The organism is Chryseobacterium sp. MYb264 (genome assembly GCF_035974275.1).
In the GTDB taxonomy this organism is placed as follows: domain Bacteria; phylum Bacteroidota; class Bacteroidia; order Flavobacteriales; family Weeksellaceae; genus Chryseobacterium.
The window spans coordinates 646,803-669,905 of record NZ_CP142422.1 but is presented as its reverse complement, the minus strand read 5'-3'; the positions used below and the strand labels follow the sequence as shown (position 1 = coordinate 669,905).

The window sequence follows — 23,103 nt, the reverse complement described above, 5'->3', positions numbered from 1 at the left end:
AAGTGTGTGTAAAGGTGTATTTTTATTAAGCATTTCTTTCTTCTTCCAGATCCCAAACTCTGTGCTGAGCAATGGCATCCATAAATTTCTTTTCCGGCTTTTGATCGTCTGAAACTACAATCGCAGGATCTTCATGCTCTTTATCCGAAACATTACTTTTATTATAAATATTTTCTGTTCCTGACCCGAAATAAATTGCCTTACAATGTTTGTAGGCTTCATTTACGAAATGCAAGGTCAAATGTTTATTTTCTGATGCTAAAAGTTCTTTTGCCGAATTTTCTCCATCTCCAATAAACAAAGCATCAAAACAAACGCTGGCGATACTCGTTAAAGAATGTTTAGGAGTAATAACAGAATCATCATCGCCTTTTACCGGAGCCAAGGTCGGAGCAATAATTTCTACCACCGCATCTTCACTTTCCAGTTTTGTTTTTAATGAATTAATCGCTTTTGCATTAAAACCGTTTCCGATGATAAACCCAATTTTTCTGCTTTTAATGGTATCTTTTACTGTCTCGGCCATACTTAAAGCCTCTGAACTTTTTGTTTTCGGTTCTCTTTCTTCACTTTGAAGATCATCCGGATTGCTATCGGCAGGCAAACTTTGATTCGGAACATCTAAAGGTTTTACCTCAACGCCAATTTTAGAAGCTACTTTTTGCGCTAAATCTTTATTGATGAAATTCAACTGTCCAACTACTCTTTCTCGGATTTCAGGAATCGTCACTTTTGATAATTCGAAAACCAAAGCTTTCTGAAGATGCGTTTTTTCTGGATTCGACTGGCTGTTATAAAACATTTTTGCCTGAGAATAATGATCAACGAAACTTTTGCTTCGCTCTCTGATTTTTGTTCCCGAAACTCTCTCCTGATGAGACGTAAAACCGCCATCTTTCATCATCGCCTGAAACGGACAACCACCGCCCATAGAATTAGGCTCATAACTTACTTTTCCTTTCACAATTTGTTGTCTCATGTGACCGTCGCGTTGGTTGTTATGAACTTCGTTTACGGATCTGTTAATAGGGATTTCATGGAAATTAGGAGAACCTAATCTTGACAACTGAGTATCGGTATAAGAAAACAATCTTCCCTGCAGCAGCGGATCATTACTGAAATCGATACCGGGAACCAAATGCCCTGGGTGAAATGCCACCTGCTCTGTTTCAGCAAAAAAGTTGTCCGGATTTTTATTTAATGTAAAACTTCCGATGATTTCAACGGGAACCAATTCTTCAGGAACCAACTTTGTAGGATCTAAAAGATCAAAATCAAACTTGTGTTCATCTTCTTCAGGAATCAACTGTACGCCAAAATCCCACTCAGGAAACGCACCGCTTTCAATAGATTCCCAAAGGTCTCTTTTATGGAAATCGGGATCTACACCAGAAATTCTCTGCGCTTCGTCCCAAGCCACGGAATGAACGCCCAATTTAGGTTTAAAATGAAACTTCACAAAGTGACTTTTCCCTTCTTCATTAATTAGTTTAAACGAATGAACGCCGAAGCCTTCCATCATTCTTAAACTTCTCGGAATCGCTCTGTCGCTCATCAGCCACATGATCATATGCATACTTTCCGGCATCAATGAAATAAAATCCCAAAAAGTATCGTGAGCAGAAGCCGCCTGCGGAATTTCGTTGTCCGGTTCAGGTTTTACGGCATGTACCAAATCCGGAAACTTCATTGCATCCTGAATAAAAAATACAGGCATATTGTTTCCTACCAGATCATAATTTCCTTCTTCGGTATAAAATTTAATGGCAAAACCTCTTACGTCTCTCGCCAGATCTGTACTTCCTTTGCTTCCTGCAACCGTTGAGAAACGAACAAAAATGGGAGTTTCTTTGCCTTTTTCAGTTAAAAATTTAGCTTTGGTGTATTTTGAAAGGCTTTTATTTAAGGTAAAAATGCCGTGAGCGCCCGAACCTCGTGCATGAACAATTCTCTCCGGAATTCTTTCATGATCGAAATGCGTAATTTTTTCTCTTAAAATAAAATCTTCCAATAAAGTTGGTCCGCGGTCTCCAACTTTCAGAGAATCCTGATTATTGTTTACTTTAAGTCCTTGATTGGTCGTGAGTTTTTGTTCTTCATTTGAAGTACTGTGCAGTTCCAGTTGTTCTAATTTCTGGTTGCTTGGTTCATTCTTTTTCATAATAAAATTGGGTAATTGGTGATTAACTGATTTTGTGAAATAATTTTTCCCGAAATGTGTTTTTTGTTGTTTTATTTCTTAAATATCTAAACTTTAATCTGTTGTCTTAAATATTTTTTGAAATAATGTAAATCCTCTTTTTCTTGAATGGAAAGATAAAACATGATTTGGTTGGGCTTTTTTATCCCAATGTTACTGAAACATTCAAAATGGGCAATCAGCGCTTTAATATTTTCAAATTCAACATCTTTTAGCATTACAAAAATTAGGTAGATGTCGTCTTTTATTTCTTTAGCATAGATCGTCGCGCCGTTTTCAAACCATTCTCCTTTGTTGATAATCTTCGTAAAGCTTTTAGACTTTAACGATCGTATTACCGTTTGATGATCCATCATATATTTGAATATCTTGGGTTGAAAAAGCCATACAGATGCACCATATGGCTTAGTAGCAAAAATGAACTACCCTTCCTGCTCTGCATCGAAATTGATGTAAGTCTCTGCAATTTCGGTTAGGTCGTAATCTGTATCTTCTTCTTCCTGAAGTGTCTTTTCCAGCAAATCGGCCACTTTGTCGTGTCCCATGGTAATAGCCAATTGGGCAAGACCGCCGTACGTTGCAATTTCGTAATGTTCTACCTTTTGTGCTGCAATAATTAAGGCTGCATCACGCGTCATAGAACCTTCTTTTGTTGTTTTGATGATTTCTTCGCCTTCTTTTATAATTCCTTTAATGGCTTCACACTCTTTTTTCTGAGGTTCCTCATCCAGTAATTTGAAAACTTTTTCAAGGCGGCTTACATGCTTTTTGGTCTGAAGCTGATGGTCTTCAAAAGCTTCTTTCAGCTCTTCCGTGGTTGCTGCTTCCTGCATTTTGTCTAAAGCGTCTATAATTGCATTTTCGGCAAAATAGATATCTTTAAGAGCGTCTATAAAGAATTTGTGCAAAGGGGCATTCTTCATTTCGTCTTTCTTTACAGTAGCATTGTCTACCTTCATTTTTTCTGCGGTAGCAGTTTCTGTTTTTGAACTTGTATTTGTGGTTGCTTGTGCTGTTTTTGTTGCCATGATTGATTTGGTGTTTAAATAAAATTTGGTAAAAGATTACCCCTTTAACTACATAAAGAGGCAATCAATGGAAAAAGAATTATGAATTATTACGTCTGCCTCCAAAGCCTGATCTGCCCGAAGATCTTCCGCCTCCATGAGAAGCCTGCCCGCCCATACGAGCGATTCTCGTACGTTCTTCTTTGCTCATAGATGCAAAACCTCTTCCTGATGAGCCTGATCCTGAATTGGAACGACGACCTGAACTGCTGTTGCTGTTTGATCTGTTACCAGAATTCGTACTTCTTGAATTTCCGCTATTATTAGAATTTGATCTTCCTGAGTTTGAGTTTGAAGATCTTGAACCGGAATTAGAATTAGATCCTGACCTTCCACTACTATTTCTGCTGCCTTTTGGTCTTCCCGGATTATCATGTCTGTGATCGTAATTATCGTTGTCTAATGAACTTCTTGAAGATCTGGAGCTTGAATTAGAGTTGGATCTGCTCGATGAGTTTGAATTTGATCTTCCTCTATTTCCGCCGCTTCCTGAAGTAAATCTTCCCTGGTTGTCTCTTTGCTGGTTTCCGTTTACGCTATTTCCTCGGCTTCGTCCTCTTCCACGACCGCTGTTGTCATCGTCGTCTTCATCATCGTAATCGCTGTCATAATCATCATCATCGTAGTTGTCGTCATCATAACTATTTTCATAGTCATCGTCGTCGTCATAATCTTCATCAAAATAATCTTCATATTCTGAGAAATCATCATCATAATCTTCTTCGTTTTGGGCATCTTTATACCCATGATCGTAACCTAGCTGATAAATTTCCTCAAGATTGGATGATGAATTCGAGTTTCCTCTCGAACTACGATTGTTTGATTTTCTAGTGTTCATAACTGTTTTGTTTTGTGTATTAATATTTAGTGATGACATCATTGCCCATGACTAGTATAGGGCAACAACATTTTGGTTTTGCTTATAAGTTTAAAATCTAAAAAATAAAGGCTTAAATCTTTCCTTAAATTGACTTATATAAAAGTCTTTGAAATAATGAATTAATATATATCAAATATAAAGGATATATTTAAAGTATCTTATGATTTGAATCACATATTAGTAGAAAATTCGTTTATTTTCTACTTTTATAGAATTATTTTCCGACATTTTTTTCAACGTTCTGATCACTGTTTCTACGCGAAGCCCTGTAAGATCGGCAATCTGCTGTCTGGTTAGCTGAACATGAAAAGAATAAAGATCTTCTGCTTGATCGAAACTTTTAAGATAATCCATCAAACCTAAAATTCTTGCGGTAGGATTGGTAGATGACAAGCTCTGCATCATCAGCAGATTAAAATACAATTGCTGCGAAAAACATGAATTTAGCTCACGATTCAGTTCCGGATTTTCATTTAAAAGTCGGAAAAAACTTTTCTTAGGTAGCTTGATAATGGTGCATGGAGTAAGCGTGATCGCATTCATCGGATAGGCTTTTTTAAGAAACAATAAAGAATCTCCGAAACTCTGCTCGTCACTGAGTATATTATGAATAAATTCTTTTCCGTTTTCATCATAATGATTCAGCTTTACCGTTCCTTTTTGTATCTGAAAATAATACAATGGCAAATCTCCGTCATGGAAAATGAATTCTTTAGCCCGATAATCTATAATTTCTGCGTCAAAAGAGTGTAAGACTTTCTCGTCAATTTTCATACAGCTTACGGTTTTCATACTATTTAATTGGTGTTTAAGTGTGGGTAAATTTGTTTAATATAATATTTTTCTGTTTTCAATTTGTACCATATTATCTTTTTCCATTTTTTTAAGAGACCGAATTACAGTTTCTACACACAACCCTGTAATACTCGCCATTTGTTGCCTCGTAAGAGGAACCTGAAATGAATATGGACTTTGCTCTTCTTCCGAGCTTTTAAGATAATCCATCAATGAAATCAATTTGTGTGTAGGATTTTGTGTACACAGATTCTGTGCCATTATGAGTTTAAAATAAAGTCTTTGTGAAATATATTCGAATAAACCTAAACATATTTCGGGATATTGCTTTAAAATATTCAGAAAAGTACACTTTGAAATTCTTAGAATATTACAAGATGTAATGGCCACAGCGTTGATAGGATAAGGTTTATCCATAAAAAGAAGAGACTCGCCGATGCTTTGCCCTTTACCCATCAGCCCTTGGATAATTTCTTTTCCCTCTTCGTTATAATTATTAAGCTTTACATCTCCGTTAATGACCTGATAATAATAATTTGGTAAATCGCCTTCGTTGAAAATACTTTCTGAAGGCCTGTAGGCTTTGATAATTGCACCCATAGAGTACAATATATCTTCATCAATAACCATAATTGTTTGTTTTTAATGTTTCTTTATAATCATCAGTCGTAAAATATCATTGGTATTTATATACATCAAAAGCCAAGCCACAATCGGTGTTTTTTAGTTAAACAACGTTAATTTTTAAATTATTTTAAATGATATTCAGTTTTAATTAAATTGTTTTTAAAATTTAATCTTTACAAATCAAAACTTATTAATTAAGAAAACAAAATTACCCGCCTCATAAAATGAATAAAAAACTATCCATTTTCAAGGTGGGTAATTCGTTAAATCTAAATGATGATTTAAAGTTCGGATTGTAACATCCTGAAATTAATTATTTTCTGGTCGTTACAGTATCCATATTTTTGGAGTTAGTAGTGCCTGTGGAAGCGCTGTCTACGGGAGCCATTACTGTTGTGGTATCTGTTGGCATAGTTTCTACCACTGTGTCAGACATTACAGTATCTGTATTTGTTGTAGTAGAAGTTGTTTCTTTTTTACAGCTTACTACTAAAAATCCCGCGACTAAAGCGAATGCTACAATAGATTTCATAATATTTATTTTTTGGTGTACTCCAAAAGTAGACAAACATTTTAATAGTATTTTATGACTTGAGTCATACTGTAGAGAAATAATCTATTTCGCAAATTTTTTCGTTCCGGCAACACAAAGGATCACCCCAACGGTAATTCCGAGCATTCCCATGCTTACCTGCTCGTGAAGAAAATAAGCAGCCAACCCCAACCCGAAAAACGGCTGTAAAAGCTGTAACTGCCCCACCGTGGCGATTCCCCCTTGCGCGAGCCCTTTGTACCAAAAGATAAAACCAATAAACATACTGAATATTGAAATATACCCTAAGCCAAACCAACCGCTAAAGCTGATTTCCTTTACATTTTGAGGAAAATAAATGAAAAACAAAGGAATCATAATGGGTAAAGCTAAGATCAACGCCCAAGAAATCACCTGCCATCCGCCTAATGTTTTTGATAATTTAGCACCTTCCGCATATCCTAAACCGCATAAAACAACTGCAGCAAACATTAAAATATCTCCCATCGGATTTGCCGAAATCCCTTGAAACACCGCAAAACCAACCACCAAAGCACTTCCTATAATCGAAAAAAGCCAGAATATAGGATGAGGCCTTTCTCCGCCACGCATCACTCCGAAAATAGCCGTCATCATCGGTAACATTCCTAAAAACACAATCGAATGAGCTGAAGTAATATATTGCACCGCTAAAGCCGACAGCAAAGGAAACCCGATCACACAACCGATAGAAACCAGTAATAATGAGAAAAACTGATCTTTTGCCGGACGTTTTTCTTTATTAATTAAAATAACAGAAAGTGCTAAAACTCCTGCAATTCCCGCTCTTGCAATCGTTACAAAAAGCGGACTCATTTCCATCACAGCTAATTTTGTTGCTGGCATTCCGCCACTGAAGATCACGACTCCGATAAAACCGTTGATCCATCCATTGATGCTTTGGTCTTTTGATATTGTATTGGCTAACATTTGAAATCTAATTTATTATTGGTTCAAAATTAAAAAGGAAAAACAAATAAACACAGTCTCAGTTTTGTATATTTGCATGAGCACAGTTTAATATGAATAAAGAATTTTTATACACAGAAATTGCTGGAGGTATTGCTTCGCAAATCAGAAACGGAGTTTTAAAATCAGGAGATAAATTACCTTCTGTACGAACGCTTTGCCAGGAACATCAAATCAGTATGAACACTGCCAAGCGTGTTTTTCTCGAACTGGAATCACAATCTTTAATCGAATCTAAACCTCAATCGGGATATTTTGTCAGCAAATTATTGTCGGTAAAACTTCCGCTTCCGGAAATCAGCCGCCCATCTTTAATTGCCAATAATGTAGAACCTGATGAACTCATCAGTAAAGTCTACGAAAATATCGGTAAAAAAGACATGACCATTTTTTCCATCGGGATTCCCTCAGGAGATCTGCTTCCTCAGGCTAAACTTAAAAAGGAGATTATCACCGCAACGAGAGAACTCAAAGAAGGCGGAACTGAATTTGAAGAACTTCAGGGCAACTTAAAACTTCGAAGAATGATCGCGGTCCGCTCGCTGACATGGGGAGGAAACTTAAGCGAAAATGATCTTGTAACCACCAATGGCGGAATGAATGCCTTATCTTTTTGCCTGATGGCTTTAGGAAAACCCGGTGACACGATTGCGATTGAAAGCCCTTGTTATCCAGGAATTTTACAGCTGGCGAATGGTTTAGGCTTGAAAGTTTTAGAATTGCCCACGCACCCCATTACCGGAATTGAAATTGATGCATTGAAAAAAGTAATTCCCAAAATAGATCTGTGTCTTTTAATTCCGAATTACAATGCACCGTTGGGAAGTTTAATGTCGGATGAAAATAAAAAGGAAGTCGTAAAACTGTTATCTGAAAACAATATTCCATTGATTGAAGATGACGTATATGGAGATCTTTATTTTGGTTCAAATCGTCCTAAATGCTGCAAATCTTTTGATAAGGAAGGAAACGTTCTCTATTGCAGTTCGATTTCCAAAACACTGGCTCCGGGATATCGTGTGGGCTGGATCGCACCCGGAAAATACAAAGATAAAATCCTGAAAATGAAGTTACTTCATGCTACCTCATCGATCACCATCGTTAATGAAGCGGTTGCCAATTTTTTAAAATCCGGAAAATATGAAAAACATCTGCATCAGCTCCGCAGAACATTGCAGAATAATTATCAGAATTACGCACAGACCATTGCTGAACATTTTCCTGACGGTACAAAAACCAGCCGTCCACAGGGCGGACTTTCACTTTGGTTGGAATTTGATAAGAAAATTAAAACCAATGAATTGTACGATTTAGCGATCAAGCAAAATATCAGCATTGCGCCGGGAAGAATGTTTACGCTTCAGGAGCAGTTTAATCATTGTATGCGCCTTTGCATTGGACTTCCGTGGAATGAAAATACAGAATCAAGCTTAATAAAAGTCGGAAAACTCGCAAAATTGATTCAATAAAAAAGGCTAATCAGCAGATTGCTCACTAGCCTTGAATATTTTTAAGCTATTTATTATCCGTAACGAAATTTTTTCGCGCCAGTTCTTTTCTCACGCGACTAAGACTTTCAGGCGTGATTCCTAAATAAGAAGCAATCATCCATTGTGGAACTCTCAGCAACAAATCAGGGTACATTTTAATAAATTTCATATACCGTTCTTCGGCGGTTTCACCTAATAAAGAGTTGATTCTGTCCTGAAGACTTTTAATATGCTTCTGCACCAAAATATCACTTTTTTCAAGGCTGTTGGGGAATTCTCCAACCAATTTGCTAATGAAATCGGGATGCAGCAGAAGGACTTCAGAATCTTCAACCGCTTCTATATAATAAATTGATTTTTCGTTGAAATACAGACTGCTTCGGTCGGAGGTCAGCCAGCTTTCAGGAGCAAACTGAATAATATGTTCTTTCCCGTTTTTATCGATAGAATACATTTTCAGCAATCCTTTTTCCACGAAATAAATATGTCTGCAAACCTCGCCATATTGCAGAAGGAACTGGTTTTTAGAGACTTTTTTTACTTCGTAGTGCAGACTGCACATGTTCACTTTTTCTAAGGGAACATTTAATACTTTTGCCAGATAATTATTAATATTTTTCATGTGTTTACAGAAGCTGACTTAGAGATATATCCTGATGAGAAGCATTGTTAACTGCTTTTCCATTTTCTATGACGATAAATTGAGGGCTTTCATGACGAATTCCCAGGTCTTCAGCAATTTTATTAGACAAAGGTCTGTGAGCCAACAGATCAAGATAATATAATTCTACTTTTTCATCTTGGTTTTCGACTTCTTTTTCAAAATTTCTCAAGACTGTTTTGCTGATAAAACAACTTGTAGAATGTTTGAAAATTCCGATTTTGTGAGTATTAGAATTTTCAATCGCCGCTTTTAAATCTGCTTCATCTTCTATCTTTTTCCAGAAAGACTTCTGTTCCGAAGCCTCACTTTTTCCGCCAAATATTTTATCAAAAAAACTCATACGTTAAACTGTTTTAAATGATGATCGAGGTGTTTGTACTCCAAAAATCCCCAATCTTTCTCTTTCATTTCTCCGAAAAGCCGATGACTACTTGGTAAATTATCTTTTTGATACACTTCCCAGTATTCATCCAGCGTCTTTAACAGGTTTTTTCTGCCTTCATCGAAATTACATTCAAAATTAACGATTAGTTTTTGAAAAGTTGGCATATTTCGGGGAATTCCGTTATTGAAAATCTGCATTTCTTTTTTAGTTAAAATTCCGATGGCTTTAAAAAAGGGATTAATCTCCGGAATTTCAATTTTCTGAAGCGGAATTTGCAACACCAAATGGCAATGGCAAAGCATTTGAGAAACATCCATAGTTCCCCATTTTCGTTGAGAATTTTCGCTAAGATTTGAAATTCTCTCTATAATTTCGTTAAAGTAAATCCGATTGTGAAGACTTTTCTTTACCAACCTTTTTCATTCTTAAGATTATTGATATGCGCAAAATGATGATTACAGTGCCAAACATACATCGCCAGGCAGTTTCTTAGATCATAATCTACGTTTTGCTCCGGATGATGAAAAGTTCTCAAAAACTGCTCATAAGAAAGCTGTTTCAATAAAGCCGTCCATCTTTGGTGAGTTCCTTTCAGCATTCTTAAAGCAGGTTTTATCGGCATTGAAAGACTGTCTGGAAGCTCTGCCCATTTTGCCTCATCGTAAGGTTTAATATTTGGATTATCCTCTGTTAAAGCCAATTTAAAACGGGTAAAACTATTGATATGGCTGTCTGCCAAGTGATTCACAAGCTATCTCACGGTCCAGCCGCCTTCTCGATAGGGAGTATCTAGCTGCTCGTCGGACCAATCAGCGATAACAAGTTTTATTCTTTTAGGAAAATCTTCGATTACCTTAATATAATCTGATATATCTGTATCGCTAATATGTTCGGGTTGCTGAAACTGACCGATCGGAAATTTCTTTTGTTCTAAGTTGCTCATTTCTGTTAATCTTATTACTTTAAAAGGTAAATTTATTATTTTAAATTTCAATTATTGAAAATTTTCGTTGATAGGTTTTAACTGTTTAAAACTATTGATTACTTGCCATTTATTTAAACTTAAATTATAACCTTTACTATTATGTTGAGATTCCTACGGAATGACAAACTCTGTCGAAGTTTTTTAAATAAAAAAGCCTCAATTATAAAATTGAAGCTCTATATTTTAATTAATAACCGTGCAAATTAACATCCTCAGTCCTCTGCAAAGTCACCTTTTTCCCCATTTTCTTCTGAATCACTCTGAAATGCTGCAATTCATCATCTGTTAGAATGTTTATTGCGGTTCCTTTTTCATTCGCACGCCCCGTTCTACCGATTCTGTGAATATAATCTAACGGCGATCTCGGCAATTCGTAATTAATGACATAAGGCAAAGATTCAATATGAATACCCCGACCAATCAAGTCTGTTGCCACCAAAATCTGAGCTCCGCTTGATTTAAATTCTTCCAGATTATTTCTTCTTGCACCCTGCGATTTCTGACTGTGAATCGCAACCGCTTTAATTTTATTCTTCTTTAATTTTTCAACCAAATTATCCGCAGATCTTGTAGAAGAGACAAATATCAAAGCTTTTTCAATATTTTTTTCTTTAATTAAATATCTCAAAAACGGACCTTTATTTTCCGGAGAAACGTGGTAAGCCAGTTGTTCAATATTATCAATTTCAACTTCCTCTCTTTTGATCTCGATCATGACAGGATTGATTGATAAACGTTCTTTCATTTCTGAAACTTTGTCATTTAAAGTTGCCGAAAATAAAGTCGTTTGTTTAGCGACAGGCATCATGGCAAAAAGTTTATTCATTTCTTCACCAAAACCTAATTGAAACATTTTATCTGCTTCATCAATCACCAAATGTTTGATTCTTGAGATGCTTACTGCTTTATGTTCAATCAAATCCAACAAACGGCCCGGCGTTGCGATAATAACTTCTACTCCAAACATTCCTTTCATCTGCGGATTGATGGAAACTCCGCCATAAACCGCCATGGTACGGATTTCACGCTTTAAAGTATCTGTAAAAGCTCTGAAAACCTCATCGATCTGAATCGCCAATTCTCTTGTAGGAACCAATATCAAAACTTCTACATTACGATCTTTTTTAACTTCAGCATTTTGCAGTTTCTCTAAAATAGGCATGACGAAGCAAGCCGTTTTTCCGGAACCTGTCTGTGCAATTCCCATCAGGTCTTTGCCCTGCAAAATAACAGGAACTGCCTGCTCCTGAATAGGAAATGGCTTCAGATAACCTAATTTATTGACTGATCGAATGATATTGTGTGATAATCCTAAAGATTCAAATGACATAAAAAAACTTATTTCCTGCAAAGGTAAGCTATTGGCAGCTCTTTACCGATTGAAACCGACTTCTGTTGCAATTATTTTTAGCTCTTATTTTAATTTTTATTAATAAAATGCCGATTTGTCCGATAAATAAAAGTTGGAAAGTTTTTTGAGCAGTAGATTTTTGTAAATTTATCAAAAAAATTCAAGGATTATAAATATGAAAAAAGCATTAATAATAGTCGATGTACAGAATGATTTTTGTGAAGGAGGCGCGCTAGCCGTTCCGGGAGCAAATGAAGTGATTCCTTACATCAATCTTCTGATGGAGGAAAATGAATATGATCAAATTGTTTTAACCCAAGACTGGCATCCCGCTAATCATAAAAGTTTTGCCAGCAATAATGGCAGGAAGGTTGGCGAAAGCATTATCCTGAATGGTGTCCCTCAGTTTATGTGGCCGGATCACTGTATTCAGGATACTTTTGGAGCAGATTTCCATAAAGATTTAAATAAAGATAAAGTAACGCATATCGTTCAAAAGGGAAAAAACACTGAAATTGATGCGTACAGCGGTTTTCAGGACAATAATCATTTTATGAAAACAGGGTTGGATGATTTTTTAAAATATCACGAAATTCAATTGGTTGAAATCGTAGGTTTAGCGATGGATTATTGTGTGAAATTCACCTGTACGGATGCGGTTGCTAACGGATATGTAACCTGTCTTCACTTCAACGGAACACGCGCGGTAAACGTAAAACCTGATAATGGCAGAGATGCGATCTATGAAATGATCCAGAAAGGGGTTACTGTTTTGGGCTAACCATCTCACTAATCAGCGATTTTTTTATCAATATAAAAAAGGCTTTGATAGTTATACTTCAAAGCCTTTTTTATACCGTTTGCAAAGATTTTTTTTATAAGTCAATTCTTTTTCCTAAGATTTTAAGTGTTCTTTCTATCCCGTCCATAACGGCAACATTAGGGAGTACCCCCCAATCTTCAAACCCAAAATACCGGAAGAGTTTTATACTCGGTTCATTGTGAAGAAATATAAAGCCCAGCAGAGTTTTTACTCCAAATTTTCCGGCGTGCTCTATACAATACTCTAAGGTTTTTTTACCATACCCTTTTCTCCGGAAATTTTCATCCATATAGATGCTGATTTCTACCGTACCGTCATAAGCCGGGCGACCATAAAAAGAGGTAAAACTGACCCATCCTATCTTATTTTTTTCAGAATCTTCGATCATCCAAAGTGGTCTTTTTTCGGGATTATGATCATTAAACCATTGTTTTCTGCTTTCAACAGATACTGCTTCGGTATCTGCTGTCACCATTCGCGATTCTATGGTGGAATTATAAATTTCAACGATTTTCTTCAAATCCCCGGGTTCTGCATTCCTGAATATAAGTTCTTCCATTTATTATCAAAGCCTATTTCTGCAAAGATACATGAAGATTTTCTTTCTCTGGCAATGGATTCTTCTTCTTCTTCATTTTCCTGAAGCTCCTTCAAAGCACGATCCAAACTTCTCACTGTAATTCCCAGATAAGCAGCCATATCTTCCTTCGAAATCTCCATTTCCTTGGATTTTACCTCTAAAAGCTGAGACAAGGTATGCTCTGTGGTGTGCAGCTGCTGGTAAGATGCTCTGCTTGATGTATTAACAATACGTTCTGCAAAGACATCCAACAGTAAATTATTAAGAGTGAGATCATTTTGGATCAGAGATCTAAAATAAGGAATCCTCATAGAATATACAGTGACCTCGGTAATGGCCTCAATACTGCAAAGGCATGAAACATTCTTTAACATTTCAATTTCACCAATAATCTCTCCTTTTCCCAAAAATTCCACAATATATTCCTTATCATTTTCTTCAACGAAAAAGCACTTGGTGATACCACTCTTTACGAGCATTATTCTTGTTGAAACCTCATTTTGTGTCAGGATCTTTTCTCCTTTTTCATAAGATCTCATGATGATATCGTTTTTATGTTCCTGATGAACATAAAGCGTTTCTAAATAATCTAAAAATGTTTGATTGGTTCTTAACATATTTTTTTTGGACCAATGTCCTTTCTGGTTAGTATTTTTTATGAATTTTGCCGGCAGAAAATTACAAAAACTAAAGTGAACAGAATATGAACAATTCAATAACAACCATTGCTTTTGATACAGATGACACACTCTGGATCAATGAGCCCTATTTTCAGGAAGCGGAGTCGTCATGTTGAAGACTTCCGTGAAAACTATTTACCGTAACAAGTTGTCTCCCAGAAGTTGCCTAACCACGGAAATAAAGAATCTTTCTCTATTTGGATATTGGGCAATAAGGGATCAAGCCAAAAACTTGGGGAGAAAATAGATCAACTTTCTATCTTTTTTTATCAGTGGAGCAGTTTTTTCTCAATTATAAAAAGACAGGTAAAACTTTAGCGATCGATAGCCCCAAAAAAACTCATTCTTATTGAACGAGTTTTACAGTTTATTTCTTTAAACATTTCTCCAAGAACTGATCCTGTTCCCAAAGCAAATGCAGAATATTTTCTTTAGCGGAATATCCGTGAGCTTCTTTTGGTAAAAGTACCATTTTCACAGGAGCTCCAAGATTTTTCAATGCCTGGAAGTATCTTTCCGTCTGTAGTGTAAATGTTCCCGGGTTATTGTCGGCATCACCGTGAACCAATAACATTGGAGTTTTCATTTTATCTGCATTCATAAACGGAGACATCGTGTTATAGATTTCCGGAACATCCCAGTAATTTCTCTGCTCACTTTGAAATCCGAAAGGCGTCAACGTTCTGTTATAAGCACCACTTCTTGCAATTCCGCAGGCATAATCTTTAGAGTGCGTTAAAAGGTTAGCCGTCATAAATGCACCATACGAGTGACCTCCTACCGCAACTTTGGTTCTGTCAATATAGCCTAGCTGATCCACCGCATCAATGGCCGCCCTTCCGTTGGCAACCAATTGCGTAATAAAAGTATCATTTGGTTCCGTTTTTCCTTCTCCGATAATTGGGAAAGAAGCATCATCAAGGACGGCATATCCTTTCGTAGTCCAGTACACAAAAGATCCGTAATATGGGAAGGTAAAGTCGTTCGGGTTCTGGGTATTCTGTCCGGCTGTATTTTTATCTTTATACTCCGTTGGATACGCCCAGATCAGCAAAGGTAATTTTTCCGTTTTTGCTTTTCTATCATAGTTTGCCGGAAGATAGAGAGTTCCTGTTAAGGTAACTCCGTCATTCCTTTTATATGTGATGACCTCTTTGTATACATCTTTAATACTTTCAAAAGGATTGGCAAAATGGGTTACCGCTTCTGCTTTATTTGATTTAATATTTTTCTTGAAATAGTTTGGATACTGACTTGCCGATTGTTGTGTCGTTAAAATCTCTCCTTTTGAAGGATTTAGAATATCAATAATTTCTTCCTTCATATTCTTTACGTTTGAAGTATACAACCGCTTTTTCTTCAACGTCTTCATATCTATTTCATCGATGAAAGGATGCTGACCATCTTTTGTGAAACCATCCCCAATAAGGTAGGATTTACCGTCTTTAATATCCACAACGTATCTTCCGTAGTGATTTTTAGTGGTATTAAAATTCCCTGGATCACTGTAAACGTCCTGATAATTTCTATCGTCAATGATCTTAGATTCTCCGTTATTAAGATCTACCAGGAAAGATTTTACATTCCTTGTATCATACCAGCTTTCTGAAACAATTGCATAATGATCGTTCGTCCAGCTAACATCCTCATATCTCTGCTTTGTCTTAAAGAATGATTTCGGAGCATTATCGAAAGGGGCTTCCCAAGTAAAGATTTCATCTCTGAAATCAGCCGTTTTAGACTGATCTCCCCCATCCAAAGCTTCAGCATATACCAGTGTTGCAGGCATATCACTTCTCCATCCCAAATCTCTTTTCCCCTGTCTTACAGACGAAAAACCCTTCGGCATAATTTCGTTAAGCGGAACTTCATTCACCACTTTCACTATGCTTCCCTTAGCATCATAAACAGTCGTCGTCATCGGGAACCTATACAAAGGAACAATGTATGAAAACGGTTTCTTAATCGTTGTTGCCATCAGATAATTTCCATCTGGAGAAAAGTTTACTCCTGAGTAAAGATCTTTATCTTTTACTTTGGTTAAACCTCCGTTAAAATCAACTTTATAAATATCAGAAGACGTAAGAATTTCAAAATTCTTTTCATCCTGAGGATTTTTTAATAAATCCTGATAGGTTCTGTTTTGAGATACTTTTCCGTCAGCCGTCGAAACAATGGGGCCTGTAGGTAAATCTTTGCTTGCATCAATCAGAGACTCTCTGTTTTGAGGAAGTGTTTTAACTAAAAAACTTTGAGAATCTTTCGCCCAGACATAGGGAACCCCCAAATTGGCATTCAGATTATCCGCTGTTACTTTTTTTGCCGTAGCCGTTTCCAGATCCACGATCCAAAGCTCAACTCCTTTACCTGTAGTATGAGTAAAAGCCAGTTTTTTCTCATCCGGAGAGAATGAAGTATAGGTGATTTTAGGATTTACAGGCAGGTTTTTTACCTGAACTTCATTTTTGTCACTTATTTTTCTAATCTTCAGATTATTAAGATAAGTGACCGTGCTTGAAATATTGGTTACCGGATTGATCCTTAGTCCTCCTAATTTCATTTCCTGCTGGCTAAGGTCTTCCAACGTTTTATAGGTGGGACGGTATGTAAACACAATCCAGTCTTTTTTACTGTTCATCAGAACACTTGGAGGTCTTTCATAATCCGCCAATTTCAGAATTTCGGCAGATGGTTTTTGGTAGGCAATATTTTCCTGGGCTTCATAAAAATTAAGAAACGCAAGAAGGCAAATAGTCAGCTTTATCTTCATAATATTTCATTTTTTTTACGAAAATAAGCATTTTCAATCCATAAAAAAAGAGACCGTTTGTAACAGTCTCTTTTGTACGTTTATATTTTTATTCCTTACCAATCGTTAGCTCTTTTACGTTTTTCGATCATATCATCTACAGAAAATTTCCCTGCTCCGAAAGTCATTAGCAATACATAAACAGACAGGTAGATTAAACTTAATTCTCTCTTTTCAAAAGGATCTGCTCCATGTACAACAAACCCGGCAATGACCATAGTAAAGATTAGAAAGCCAAGAGCAAATCTTGAGAACAATCCTAAAATAAGAAATATGGAACAAACAAATTCACCAAAAACAGCGAGAATCAATGTAATTTTAGGACCTAAACCCATGAAATCGAAAAATTGAATTTCCCCCGGATTAAACAGCATCTGCAATTTTGCAAACCCATGTGAAATCATCGCAAACCCGATAAATAATCTTACAATAAATAAAATGATATCTATATAAACCGGGCTGGATTTTGAATTTGAATAGTTCATTTCTTGTATAATTTAAATTTAAAGATAATAAAAATCTTTTAATACAACGATGAATATTGACTTTTTAGTCTACCTATATCCGAAATTCTTTAAATCTCTGTCGTTTTTTCGCCAGTCTTTTTTTACTTTTACAAATAAGTTTAAGTGAATTTTTTTCGCAAAAAACTTTTCCAGATCGATCCGTGATTCTGTTCCTACTTTTTTAATCGCTTCTCCTTTATGACCTATCAAAATACCTTTTTGAGTGTCTCTTTCCACATAAATAATAGAATCAATGAAAATTATGCCTTCTTTCTCTTTAAATTGTTCTGTAACAACTTCTACCGAATACGGAATTTCTTTATCATAATTTAAAAGAATTTTCTCACGAATGGCTTCATTGACGAAAAATCTCTCGGGCTTATCCGTATACATATCTTTGTCATAATAAGCCGGGCTTTCCGGCAATAGAGATTTCAATTTAGGTAAAATAATCTCGGTATTGAATGCGTTCAGCGCAGATATTGGAAGTATTTCGGCCTTGGGAATCCTGTTATGCCAGTCATTGACTAATTTTTCAAGTCCTTCCTGGTTTGTCTGATCCACTTTATTTAACAATAATAAAACCGGTACCGGAATTTTATTCAGCTTATCAATTAAAAACTCTGAAGGCTCCGCTTTGTCTGTGACATCCACAATGAAAAGAAAAACATCTGCATCCTGCAAAGAATCCTTCACAAAATCCATCATTTTTTCCTGCAGACCGTACTTTGGATCCAGTACTCCCGGCGTATCTGAAAACACAATCTGAAGGTCTTCTTCATTATAAATTCCAAAAATTCTATGTCTTGTTGTTTGTGCTTTCTGGGTTACAATCGCCAGCTTCTCTCCCATTAATTGGTTCAGAAGTGTAGATTTTCCCGCATTTGGCTTTCCAACTATATTTACAAATCCTGCTTTATGCATAAAAATTATTTTACGAGCTGCAAAGTTACTAAAACAAAATCGGTCTTTCCTTCTTAAACAGAAAAGTTATCAAGAAAGATGAATATACCAAGGTGAGTAACCCTCTGATTTACGAATCCCGATAAGGATCCTCAAGCAGGACAGAGTGGTGTAAATATAAAAAGCCGGAAAAACTCCGGCTCCTGTTCATATAGTTTTAAGTTTTAATTACACCGTTTCCAAAACGTGGTCTACCAATACTCTCCATCCGAATGAATCTTCAGAAAGATTAGTCTGCAAATCTACTAGGTCATTTTTAAGGATCACTGCGTAGCTTTCCTCGTCAGAAAGTTTAGGCAACTCCAGTTTTTCACCGTTATGGCCTAAAGCCTGAAACACTGTTGTTACCACAGCCGTTCCTACTCCCCAAACTTCTTTCAAAGCACCGCTTTTCTGTGCCTCTACCACATCAGCTACCTTAATAGGCTCTACTTTCACTTCAATACCTCTTTTCTTAGCCAATTGAATGAAGCTGTCTCTTGTAACACCGTCAAGGATTTTTTCAGAAGTAGGTGGCGTAAAGATTGTATCGTTGATTCTTACAAATACATTCATTGTACCACTTTCCTCGAAATACTCGTGAGTAGCATCATCAGTCCAGATAATCTGCTCATAGCCCTCTTCAATAGCCAACTGAGTCGGGTAGAAAGACGCCGCATAGTTTCCGGCTGCTTTTGCAGAACCTACACCACCGCTTGCCGCTCTTGAGTAATGGTCAGAAATCTTTACAGATACCGGTTCTGTGTAATACATCTTTGCAGGTGTTGCTACAATAGCAAACATGTATTTTTCAGATACCCTGGCTTTCAACGCTTCTTCTGTAGCGAAGATCAATGGTCTGATATATAAAGACATCCCCTCTCCCTGAGGAATCCAGTCTCTGTCAATATCCACCAATGCTTTTAAACCTTCCAAAAACATTTCTTCCGTCACTTCAGGCATCGCAAGACGCTTTGCAGACTTATTGATACGTTCAAAATTCTTTTCAGGCCTGAAAAGGAAAACCTGCCCGTCTTTGTCTTTATAGGCTTTCATACCCTCAAAACAAGCTTGTCCGTAGTTTACCCCCATCATAGCAGGAGTAAAAGGGATAGGACCATAAGGAACTAATTTCACATCACCCCACTTTCCATTTTCATACTCACAGATCACCATATGATCAATAAAAGTATTTCCAAATGAAAAATTGTTTGGGTCGAATGTAGAAATTCTGGAGTTTTCAGTTTTTTGAATTATCATTTCTAAAATTTTTTATGATGTTCCACAAATTTAACATAATTTTCTAAATATAAAAATTTTGAAGTAAATTTGTAAAAAAATAGCTTGAAAAGAGAAATAAAAACCACAAACGACGGCAGTAAAACACTATTTATCAGTGATTTAAATGAAAACTACCATTCCCATCACGGGGCTCTACAGGAAGCTGAACACGTGTTTATCAAAAATGGACTAAATTCAATAAATGATTACGAAATCAACATTTTAGAGCTGGGTTTTGGAACAGGTTTAAATGTTTTAGTGACAATTAATGAACATTTAAAAACTGACAAAAATCATGTCATTAACTATTTTACCCTCGAAAAATATCCGATAAATGAATCCGAAATGAACAATTTGGCCTATTTTGAGCATTTTGATCATCCTGAATTTAAAAATATTTATCAAAAAATTCATCTGGCAGATTGGGAAAAGTCAGTAGAAATTGTTAATAATTTCAGCATTAAAAAGATAAAATGTGACTTTTTTGACCTAAACAAGATAGATTTACCTAAAATCAACCTTGTTTATTTCGATTGTTTTGGTGCCCGCGTACAGCCAGATCTTTGGGAAAAGCCTTTATTCGAGATGGTTTCCGACAAAATGGCAGTTAATGGATTATTAACAACCTATTCATCAAAAGGAAGCGTCAGAAGAATCCTTCAGGAACTGAATTTCAAAGTGGAAAAGAAGCAGGGACCTCCGGGAAAAAGGGAAATGATTAATGCGGTGAAATTATAAAATGGAAGCTAACAAATGGCTGACGTAGGCTTCGCTACTAACCACTGATAGTTTGGGAGACTTTCAATTTATGTCCTTAATATAATGCTATACATATATAAGGACACGAATCGTAAAAAAATTAATGATAAAAAGCTGCTAGAAGTAAAACTTCCTGTTTCAGACCTCCCTCATCCAGCAAAAAATTCCTACATTAGCTTTGCAAATTATAATATATGATAGATAAGATAAACATCAGAGTCTATGCTTGTGCAGTAAAAGATCGAAAAGTGCTTACACTATTTGAAGAATATGCAGGAGAAGCTTTAATGAAATTTCCCGGAGGCGGCTTAGAATTCGGAGAAGGACTTCTGGAATGCTTGCATCGGGAATTCGATGAGGAACTGAATGTAAAAATACATATTGTGGAACATCTTTATACGCAGGATCATTTTCTGGTTTCAAGGTTCAAAGAAAACGAACAGCTGCTCACCGTATATTATCTTGTTAATATTGTCAATGAAGGTGATTTTCTGATTTTAGATCCTTGCATCGAAAATACAGAATGGATTGAGATTGACAGACCTGATAATCCTTTCGTACTTCCTGTAGACAAGATAGTTTTCGATAAATTAAAAGAAAAATTCCTGTAAAATATACAGGAATTTTGTTTTTTATGACCAACTCTTATCTTGATACTCTAAATTGATTGGCTCCCGGATAAGGCTGCAGATATCCTGAATTCCAGTTCGATTGTAAAAGTGATTCCAGAAATTCGTCGGTTCTGTTTTTATGAGGATTATATTCATCTTTAAGATTAATATCCGCCATTTTTCCTTTTAAATTCCACCAAAAAGCACTAAATCCACCTCTCAGCTCACGAATAATTTCATAGACATTTTTTCCTGTAGCCCTGTTCATCAATTTGGCAAATACCTGTCCTTCAGTCGTAGTAAGATCTCTTAATTGCTTTTCATATTGCTCCGCAAGCATATTCTGTCTTTCACGAACATATTTTCTTTTTGCCTTGCTGTCGAGATCCGTCATATCTTTCTGAATATCCCGATACTGCTGCAAAGCAGTTACAAAAAGAGGATATACCCTGTACAGCTTTTTATTAAGGAAATAATAATAGTTTCTGTCCAGTTGATTATTAAACTTAGGTCTGTTTACCAGAACAAGCTCGTCCATGACAACAACAGTTTCCCCGTTAATATCATACACCCTCATTTTTTGCCTTTCATCATAATAATACTTTTTACCAAATTCATCCACTTTCAAAAGCTCGGGAGGATATTGGCTCAACGGTTTGGCAATCACCGAATCTGTCTGACCAAAGATACTGACTCCAAAAAAGAACAAAAAAAGACAAACAATCTTAGTAAAATTCATTATTTTTACACGTATTAGAACAAAAATTGAACGCAAAAATCATTCCTTTTTATGAAATTTGAAAAGAAATCTTTAAAATTTTTAGAAAAATATCTGAATACCTCCTCTCCTACAGGTTATGAGCATAAGGGACAAGAAGTCTGGATGGATTATATCAGACCCTATGTCGATAAAATTGAGGTAGATCATTATGGAACCTGCTACGGAATTATTAATCCTGAAGCGGAATTTAAAGTCGTAATCGAAGCTCACGCCGATGAAATATCATGGTATGTTAATTATATCACAGATGACGGATTGATCTACGTAATTAGAAACGGAGGTTCCGATCAAACCATTGCTCCTTCAAAAGTAGTTCATATTCACGGTGAAAAAGGGATCGTAAAAGGTGTTTTCGGATGGCCGGCCATTCATACAAGAGGTAATCAGAATGAGCCGACTCCTAAGATTGAAAATATTTTCATTGATTGTGGAGCAACATCAAAAAAGGAAGTGGAAGAACTGGGCATCTATGTTGGCTGCATGATCACCTATCCTGACGAATTCTTTGAAATGAACGACAGATATTTCGTTTGCCGAGCCTTAGACAACAGAATCGGAGGTTTTATGATCGCTGAAGTAGCGAGATTATTAAAGGAGAACAAGAAATCACTTCCATTCGGATTATATATTATCAATTCTGTTCAGGAAGAGGTAGGTCTTTATGGAGCGGATATGATTGCAGACACTATCAAACCCAACATCGCTATTGTCACAGATGTAACCCACGACACCACCACGCCGATGATTGAAAAGAAGAAAGAAGGTGATCAGAAATGTGGTGACGGACCGGTTGTTTTCTTTGCACCTAGCATTCATCACACTATCAGAGAGTTAATCATTGATACAGCTAAAAAGAAAGAAATCCCTTTCCAGAGAGCAGCAGCCAGCAGAGCGACAGGAACGGATACTGATGCTTTCGCACACTCTAACGGCGGCGTTCCGAGTGCCTTAATTTCCCTTCCTTTGCGGTATATGCATACCACCGTTGAAATGGTTTCTAAAGAAGACGTAGGAAATGTAATTAAACTAATTTACGAAACCCTTCAGAGGATAAAGCCGGAAATGAAGTTAAAATATCATTAGGATGAAAAGCTTCTTTAATTATTTAATCCGAAAACCAACCGTCATATCAATTTTAAGTATCTTATTTTTAATCGTTTACAAGCAGTTTAGCCCTCCAAAAAGTGGCTCTGCCTACAATATGATTCTTGAAACACTTATTATTGTAAGTATTGTGCCCCTAGGATTATATATGTTAGACAGGCTTTTAGTTACTAAAATCAACCATATTAAATTAGCAATTACAGAAGCTGTTATATTGGGAAGTTTCTTCACTTATTACTTTCT

Annotated in this window: 26 protein-coding genes; 5 read left to right on the top strand and 21 right to left on the bottom strand. The window is 36.2% G+C overall.

The genetic code is table 11. The features are described from left to right. Positions 1-25: 25 nt before the first annotated feature. The 8 genes from VUJ46_RS02935 to VUJ46_RS02900 form a co-directional block, all read right to left on the bottom strand. Complete coding sequence (locus tag VUJ46_RS02935) at positions 26-2,161, bottom strand: catalase (RefSeq protein WP_326983516.1); 2,136 nt, start codon at positions 2,159-2,161, stop codon at positions 26-28. An 86-nt stretch (positions 2,162-2,247) separates the two neighbouring features. Continuing rightward, positions 2,248-2,556, bottom strand: a complete 309-nt coding sequence (locus VUJ46_RS02930) for a hypothetical protein (protein ID WP_326983515.1) — start codon at positions 2,554-2,556, stop codon at positions 2,248-2,250. A gap of 66 nt (positions 2,557-2,622) precedes the next feature. Next, the gene (locus VUJ46_RS02925) at positions 2,623-3,228 is read right to left on the bottom strand and encodes a YciE/YciF ferroxidase family protein (RefSeq protein WP_326983514.1); all 606 of its coding nucleotides are present in this window, start codon (positions 3,226-3,228) and stop codon (positions 2,623-2,625) included. Between the two features lie 79 nt (positions 3,229-3,307). Beyond that, positions 3,308-4,105: a KGG domain-containing protein gene (locus tag VUJ46_RS02920; RefSeq protein ID WP_326983513.1), complete on the bottom strand. Its 798-nt coding sequence runs from the start codon at positions 4,103-4,105 to the stop codon at positions 3,308-3,310. Between the two features lie 219 nt (positions 4,106-4,324). Beyond that, a complete protein-coding gene (locus tag VUJ46_RS02915; RefSeq protein ID WP_326983512.1) occupies positions 4,325-4,921 on the bottom strand; it encodes a Crp/Fnr family transcriptional regulator in 597 nt (198 codons plus the stop codon). Between the two features lie 54 nt (positions 4,922-4,975). Continuing rightward, entirely contained in the window at positions 4,976-5,572 is a 597-nt protein-coding gene (locus tag VUJ46_RS02910; RefSeq protein ID WP_326983511.1) for a Crp/Fnr family transcriptional regulator, read from the bottom strand. Positions 5,573-5,882: 310 nt separating this feature from the next. Continuing rightward, positions 5,883-6,101, bottom strand: a complete 219-nt coding sequence (locus VUJ46_RS02905) for a hypothetical protein (RefSeq protein ID WP_326983510.1) — start codon at positions 6,099-6,101, stop codon at positions 5,883-5,885. An 84-nt stretch (positions 6,102-6,185) separates the two neighbouring features. Continuing rightward, a complete protein-coding gene (locus tag VUJ46_RS02900) occupies positions 6,186-7,070 on the bottom strand; it encodes a DMT family transporter (protein ID WP_326983509.1) in 885 nt (294 codons plus the stop codon). A gap of 92 nt (positions 7,071-7,162) precedes the next feature. Here VUJ46_RS02900 and VUJ46_RS02895 point away from each other — a divergent pair, with 92 nt between their 5' ends. Continuing rightward, a complete protein-coding gene (locus VUJ46_RS02895; protein ID WP_326983508.1) occupies positions 7,163-8,578 on the top strand; it encodes an aminotransferase-like domain-containing protein in 1,416 nt (471 codons plus the stop codon). Positions 8,579-8,624: 46 nt separating this feature from the next. Here VUJ46_RS02895 and VUJ46_RS02890 read toward each other — a convergent pair whose 3' ends face one another. The 6 genes from VUJ46_RS02890 to VUJ46_RS02865 all read right to left on the bottom strand — a co-directional run bounded on the left by VUJ46_RS02890 (position 8,625) and on the right by VUJ46_RS02865 (position 11,963). Then, positions 8,625-9,221 (bottom strand): Crp/Fnr family transcriptional regulator, encoded by a 597-nt coding sequence (locus VUJ46_RS02890; protein WP_326983507.1) that lies wholly within the window; start codon positions 9,219-9,221, stop codon positions 8,625-8,627. Between the two features lie 4 nt (positions 9,222-9,225). Then, complete coding sequence (gene ytxJ, locus VUJ46_RS02885; protein ID WP_326983506.1) at positions 9,226-9,603, bottom strand: bacillithiol system redox-active protein YtxJ; 378 nt, start codon at positions 9,601-9,603, stop codon at positions 9,226-9,228. After that, positions 9,600-10,061, bottom strand: coding sequence for a DUF1569 domain-containing protein (locus tag VUJ46_RS02880; protein ID WP_326983505.1), 462 nt, complete (start codon positions 10,059-10,061; stop codon positions 9,600-9,602). Before VUJ46_RS02880 ends, ytxJ begins: the two co-directional genes overlap by 4 nt. Continuing rightward, entirely contained in the window at positions 10,055-10,396 is a 342-nt protein-coding gene (locus VUJ46_RS02875; RefSeq protein WP_326983504.1) for a DinB family protein, read from the bottom strand. The genes VUJ46_RS02880 and VUJ46_RS02875 overlap by 7 nt, the downstream gene beginning before the upstream one ends. Before the next feature lie 3 nt (positions 10,397-10,399). After that, positions 10,400-10,591 (bottom strand): hypothetical protein, encoded by a 192-nt coding sequence (locus tag VUJ46_RS02870; protein ID WP_326983503.1) that lies wholly within the window; start codon positions 10,589-10,591, stop codon positions 10,400-10,402. Positions 10,592-10,820: 229 nt separating this feature from the next. After that, positions 10,821-11,963 carry a DEAD/DEAH box helicase gene (locus VUJ46_RS02865; RefSeq protein ID WP_326983502.1) on the bottom strand — a complete coding sequence of 381 codons (1,143 nt, stop codon included), beginning with the start codon at positions 11,961-11,963 and terminating at the stop codon, positions 10,821-10,823. A 196-nt stretch (positions 11,964-12,159) separates the two neighbouring features. On the opposite strand from VUJ46_RS02865, the gene pncA reads away from it, so the two are divergent. Beyond that, on the top strand, positions 12,160-12,765 hold the full coding sequence (gene pncA, locus VUJ46_RS02860) for a bifunctional nicotinamidase/pyrazinamidase (protein WP_326983501.1): 606 nt from the start codon (positions 12,160-12,162) through the stop codon (positions 12,763-12,765). A gap of 94 nt (positions 12,766-12,859) precedes the next feature. On the opposite strand, the gene VUJ46_RS02855 is transcribed toward pncA, so the two are convergent. From VUJ46_RS02855 to VUJ46_RS02830, 6 genes are all read right to left on the bottom strand, one after another. Further along, complete coding sequence (locus VUJ46_RS02855) at positions 12,860-13,366, bottom strand: GNAT family N-acetyltransferase (protein WP_326983500.1); 507 nt, start codon at positions 13,364-13,366, stop codon at positions 12,860-12,862. After that, positions 13,324-14,004 (bottom strand): Crp/Fnr family transcriptional regulator, encoded by a 681-nt coding sequence (locus tag VUJ46_RS02850; RefSeq protein ID WP_326983499.1) that lies wholly within the window; start codon positions 14,002-14,004, stop codon positions 13,324-13,326. Before VUJ46_RS02850 ends, VUJ46_RS02855 begins: the two co-directional genes overlap by 43 nt. 430 nt (positions 14,005-14,434) lie before the next feature. Continuing rightward, positions 14,435-16,837 (bottom strand): alpha/beta hydrolase family protein, encoded by a 2,403-nt coding sequence (locus VUJ46_RS02845; protein ID WP_326983498.1) that lies wholly within the window; start codon positions 16,835-16,837, stop codon positions 14,435-14,437. 95 nt (positions 16,838-16,932) lie between these two features. Beyond that, entirely contained in the window at positions 16,933-17,361 is a 429-nt protein-coding gene (locus VUJ46_RS02840; protein ID WP_326983497.1) for a DoxX family protein, read from the bottom strand. Positions 17,362-17,430: 69 nt separating this feature from the next. After that, positions 17,431-18,306, bottom strand: a complete 876-nt coding sequence (gene era, locus VUJ46_RS02835) for a GTPase Era (protein WP_267403165.1) — start codon at positions 18,304-18,306, stop codon at positions 17,431-17,433. 207 nt (positions 18,307-18,513) lie between these two features. Continuing rightward, on the bottom strand, positions 18,514-19,584 hold the full coding sequence (locus VUJ46_RS02830) for a branched-chain amino acid aminotransferase (protein WP_326983496.1): 1,071 nt from the start codon (positions 19,582-19,584) through the stop codon (positions 18,514-18,516). 84 nt (positions 19,585-19,668) lie between these two features. Between VUJ46_RS02830 and mnmD the strand changes: the two genes are divergently transcribed. Together mnmD and VUJ46_RS02820 are read left to right on the top strand one after the other, a co-directional pair. Beyond that, positions 19,669-20,343 carry a tRNA (5-methylaminomethyl-2-thiouridine)(34)-methyltransferase MnmD gene (gene mnmD / locus VUJ46_RS02825; RefSeq protein WP_326983495.1) on the top strand — a complete coding sequence of 225 codons (675 nt, stop codon included), beginning with the start codon at positions 19,669-19,671 and terminating at the stop codon, positions 20,341-20,343. Between the two features lie 215 nt (positions 20,344-20,558). Beyond that, positions 20,559-20,975 (top strand): NUDIX domain-containing protein, encoded by a 417-nt coding sequence (locus VUJ46_RS02820; protein ID WP_326983494.1) that lies wholly within the window; start codon positions 20,559-20,561, stop codon positions 20,973-20,975. Positions 20,976-21,009: 34 nt separating this feature from the next. On the opposite strand, the gene VUJ46_RS02815 is transcribed toward VUJ46_RS02820, so the two are convergent. Further along, entirely contained in the window at positions 21,010-21,714 is a 705-nt protein-coding gene (locus VUJ46_RS02815) for a DUF4294 domain-containing protein (RefSeq protein WP_326983493.1), read from the bottom strand. A 51-nt stretch (positions 21,715-21,765) separates the two neighbouring features. Between VUJ46_RS02815 and chrP the strand changes: the two genes are divergently transcribed. Further along, the gene (chrP, locus tag VUJ46_RS02810; RefSeq protein WP_326983492.1) at positions 21,766-22,839 is read left to right on the top strand and encodes a chryseobasin maturation metalloprotease ChrP; all 1,074 of its coding nucleotides are present in this window, start codon (positions 21,766-21,768) and stop codon (positions 22,837-22,839) included. Positions 22,840-23,103: the final 264 nt, after the last annotated feature.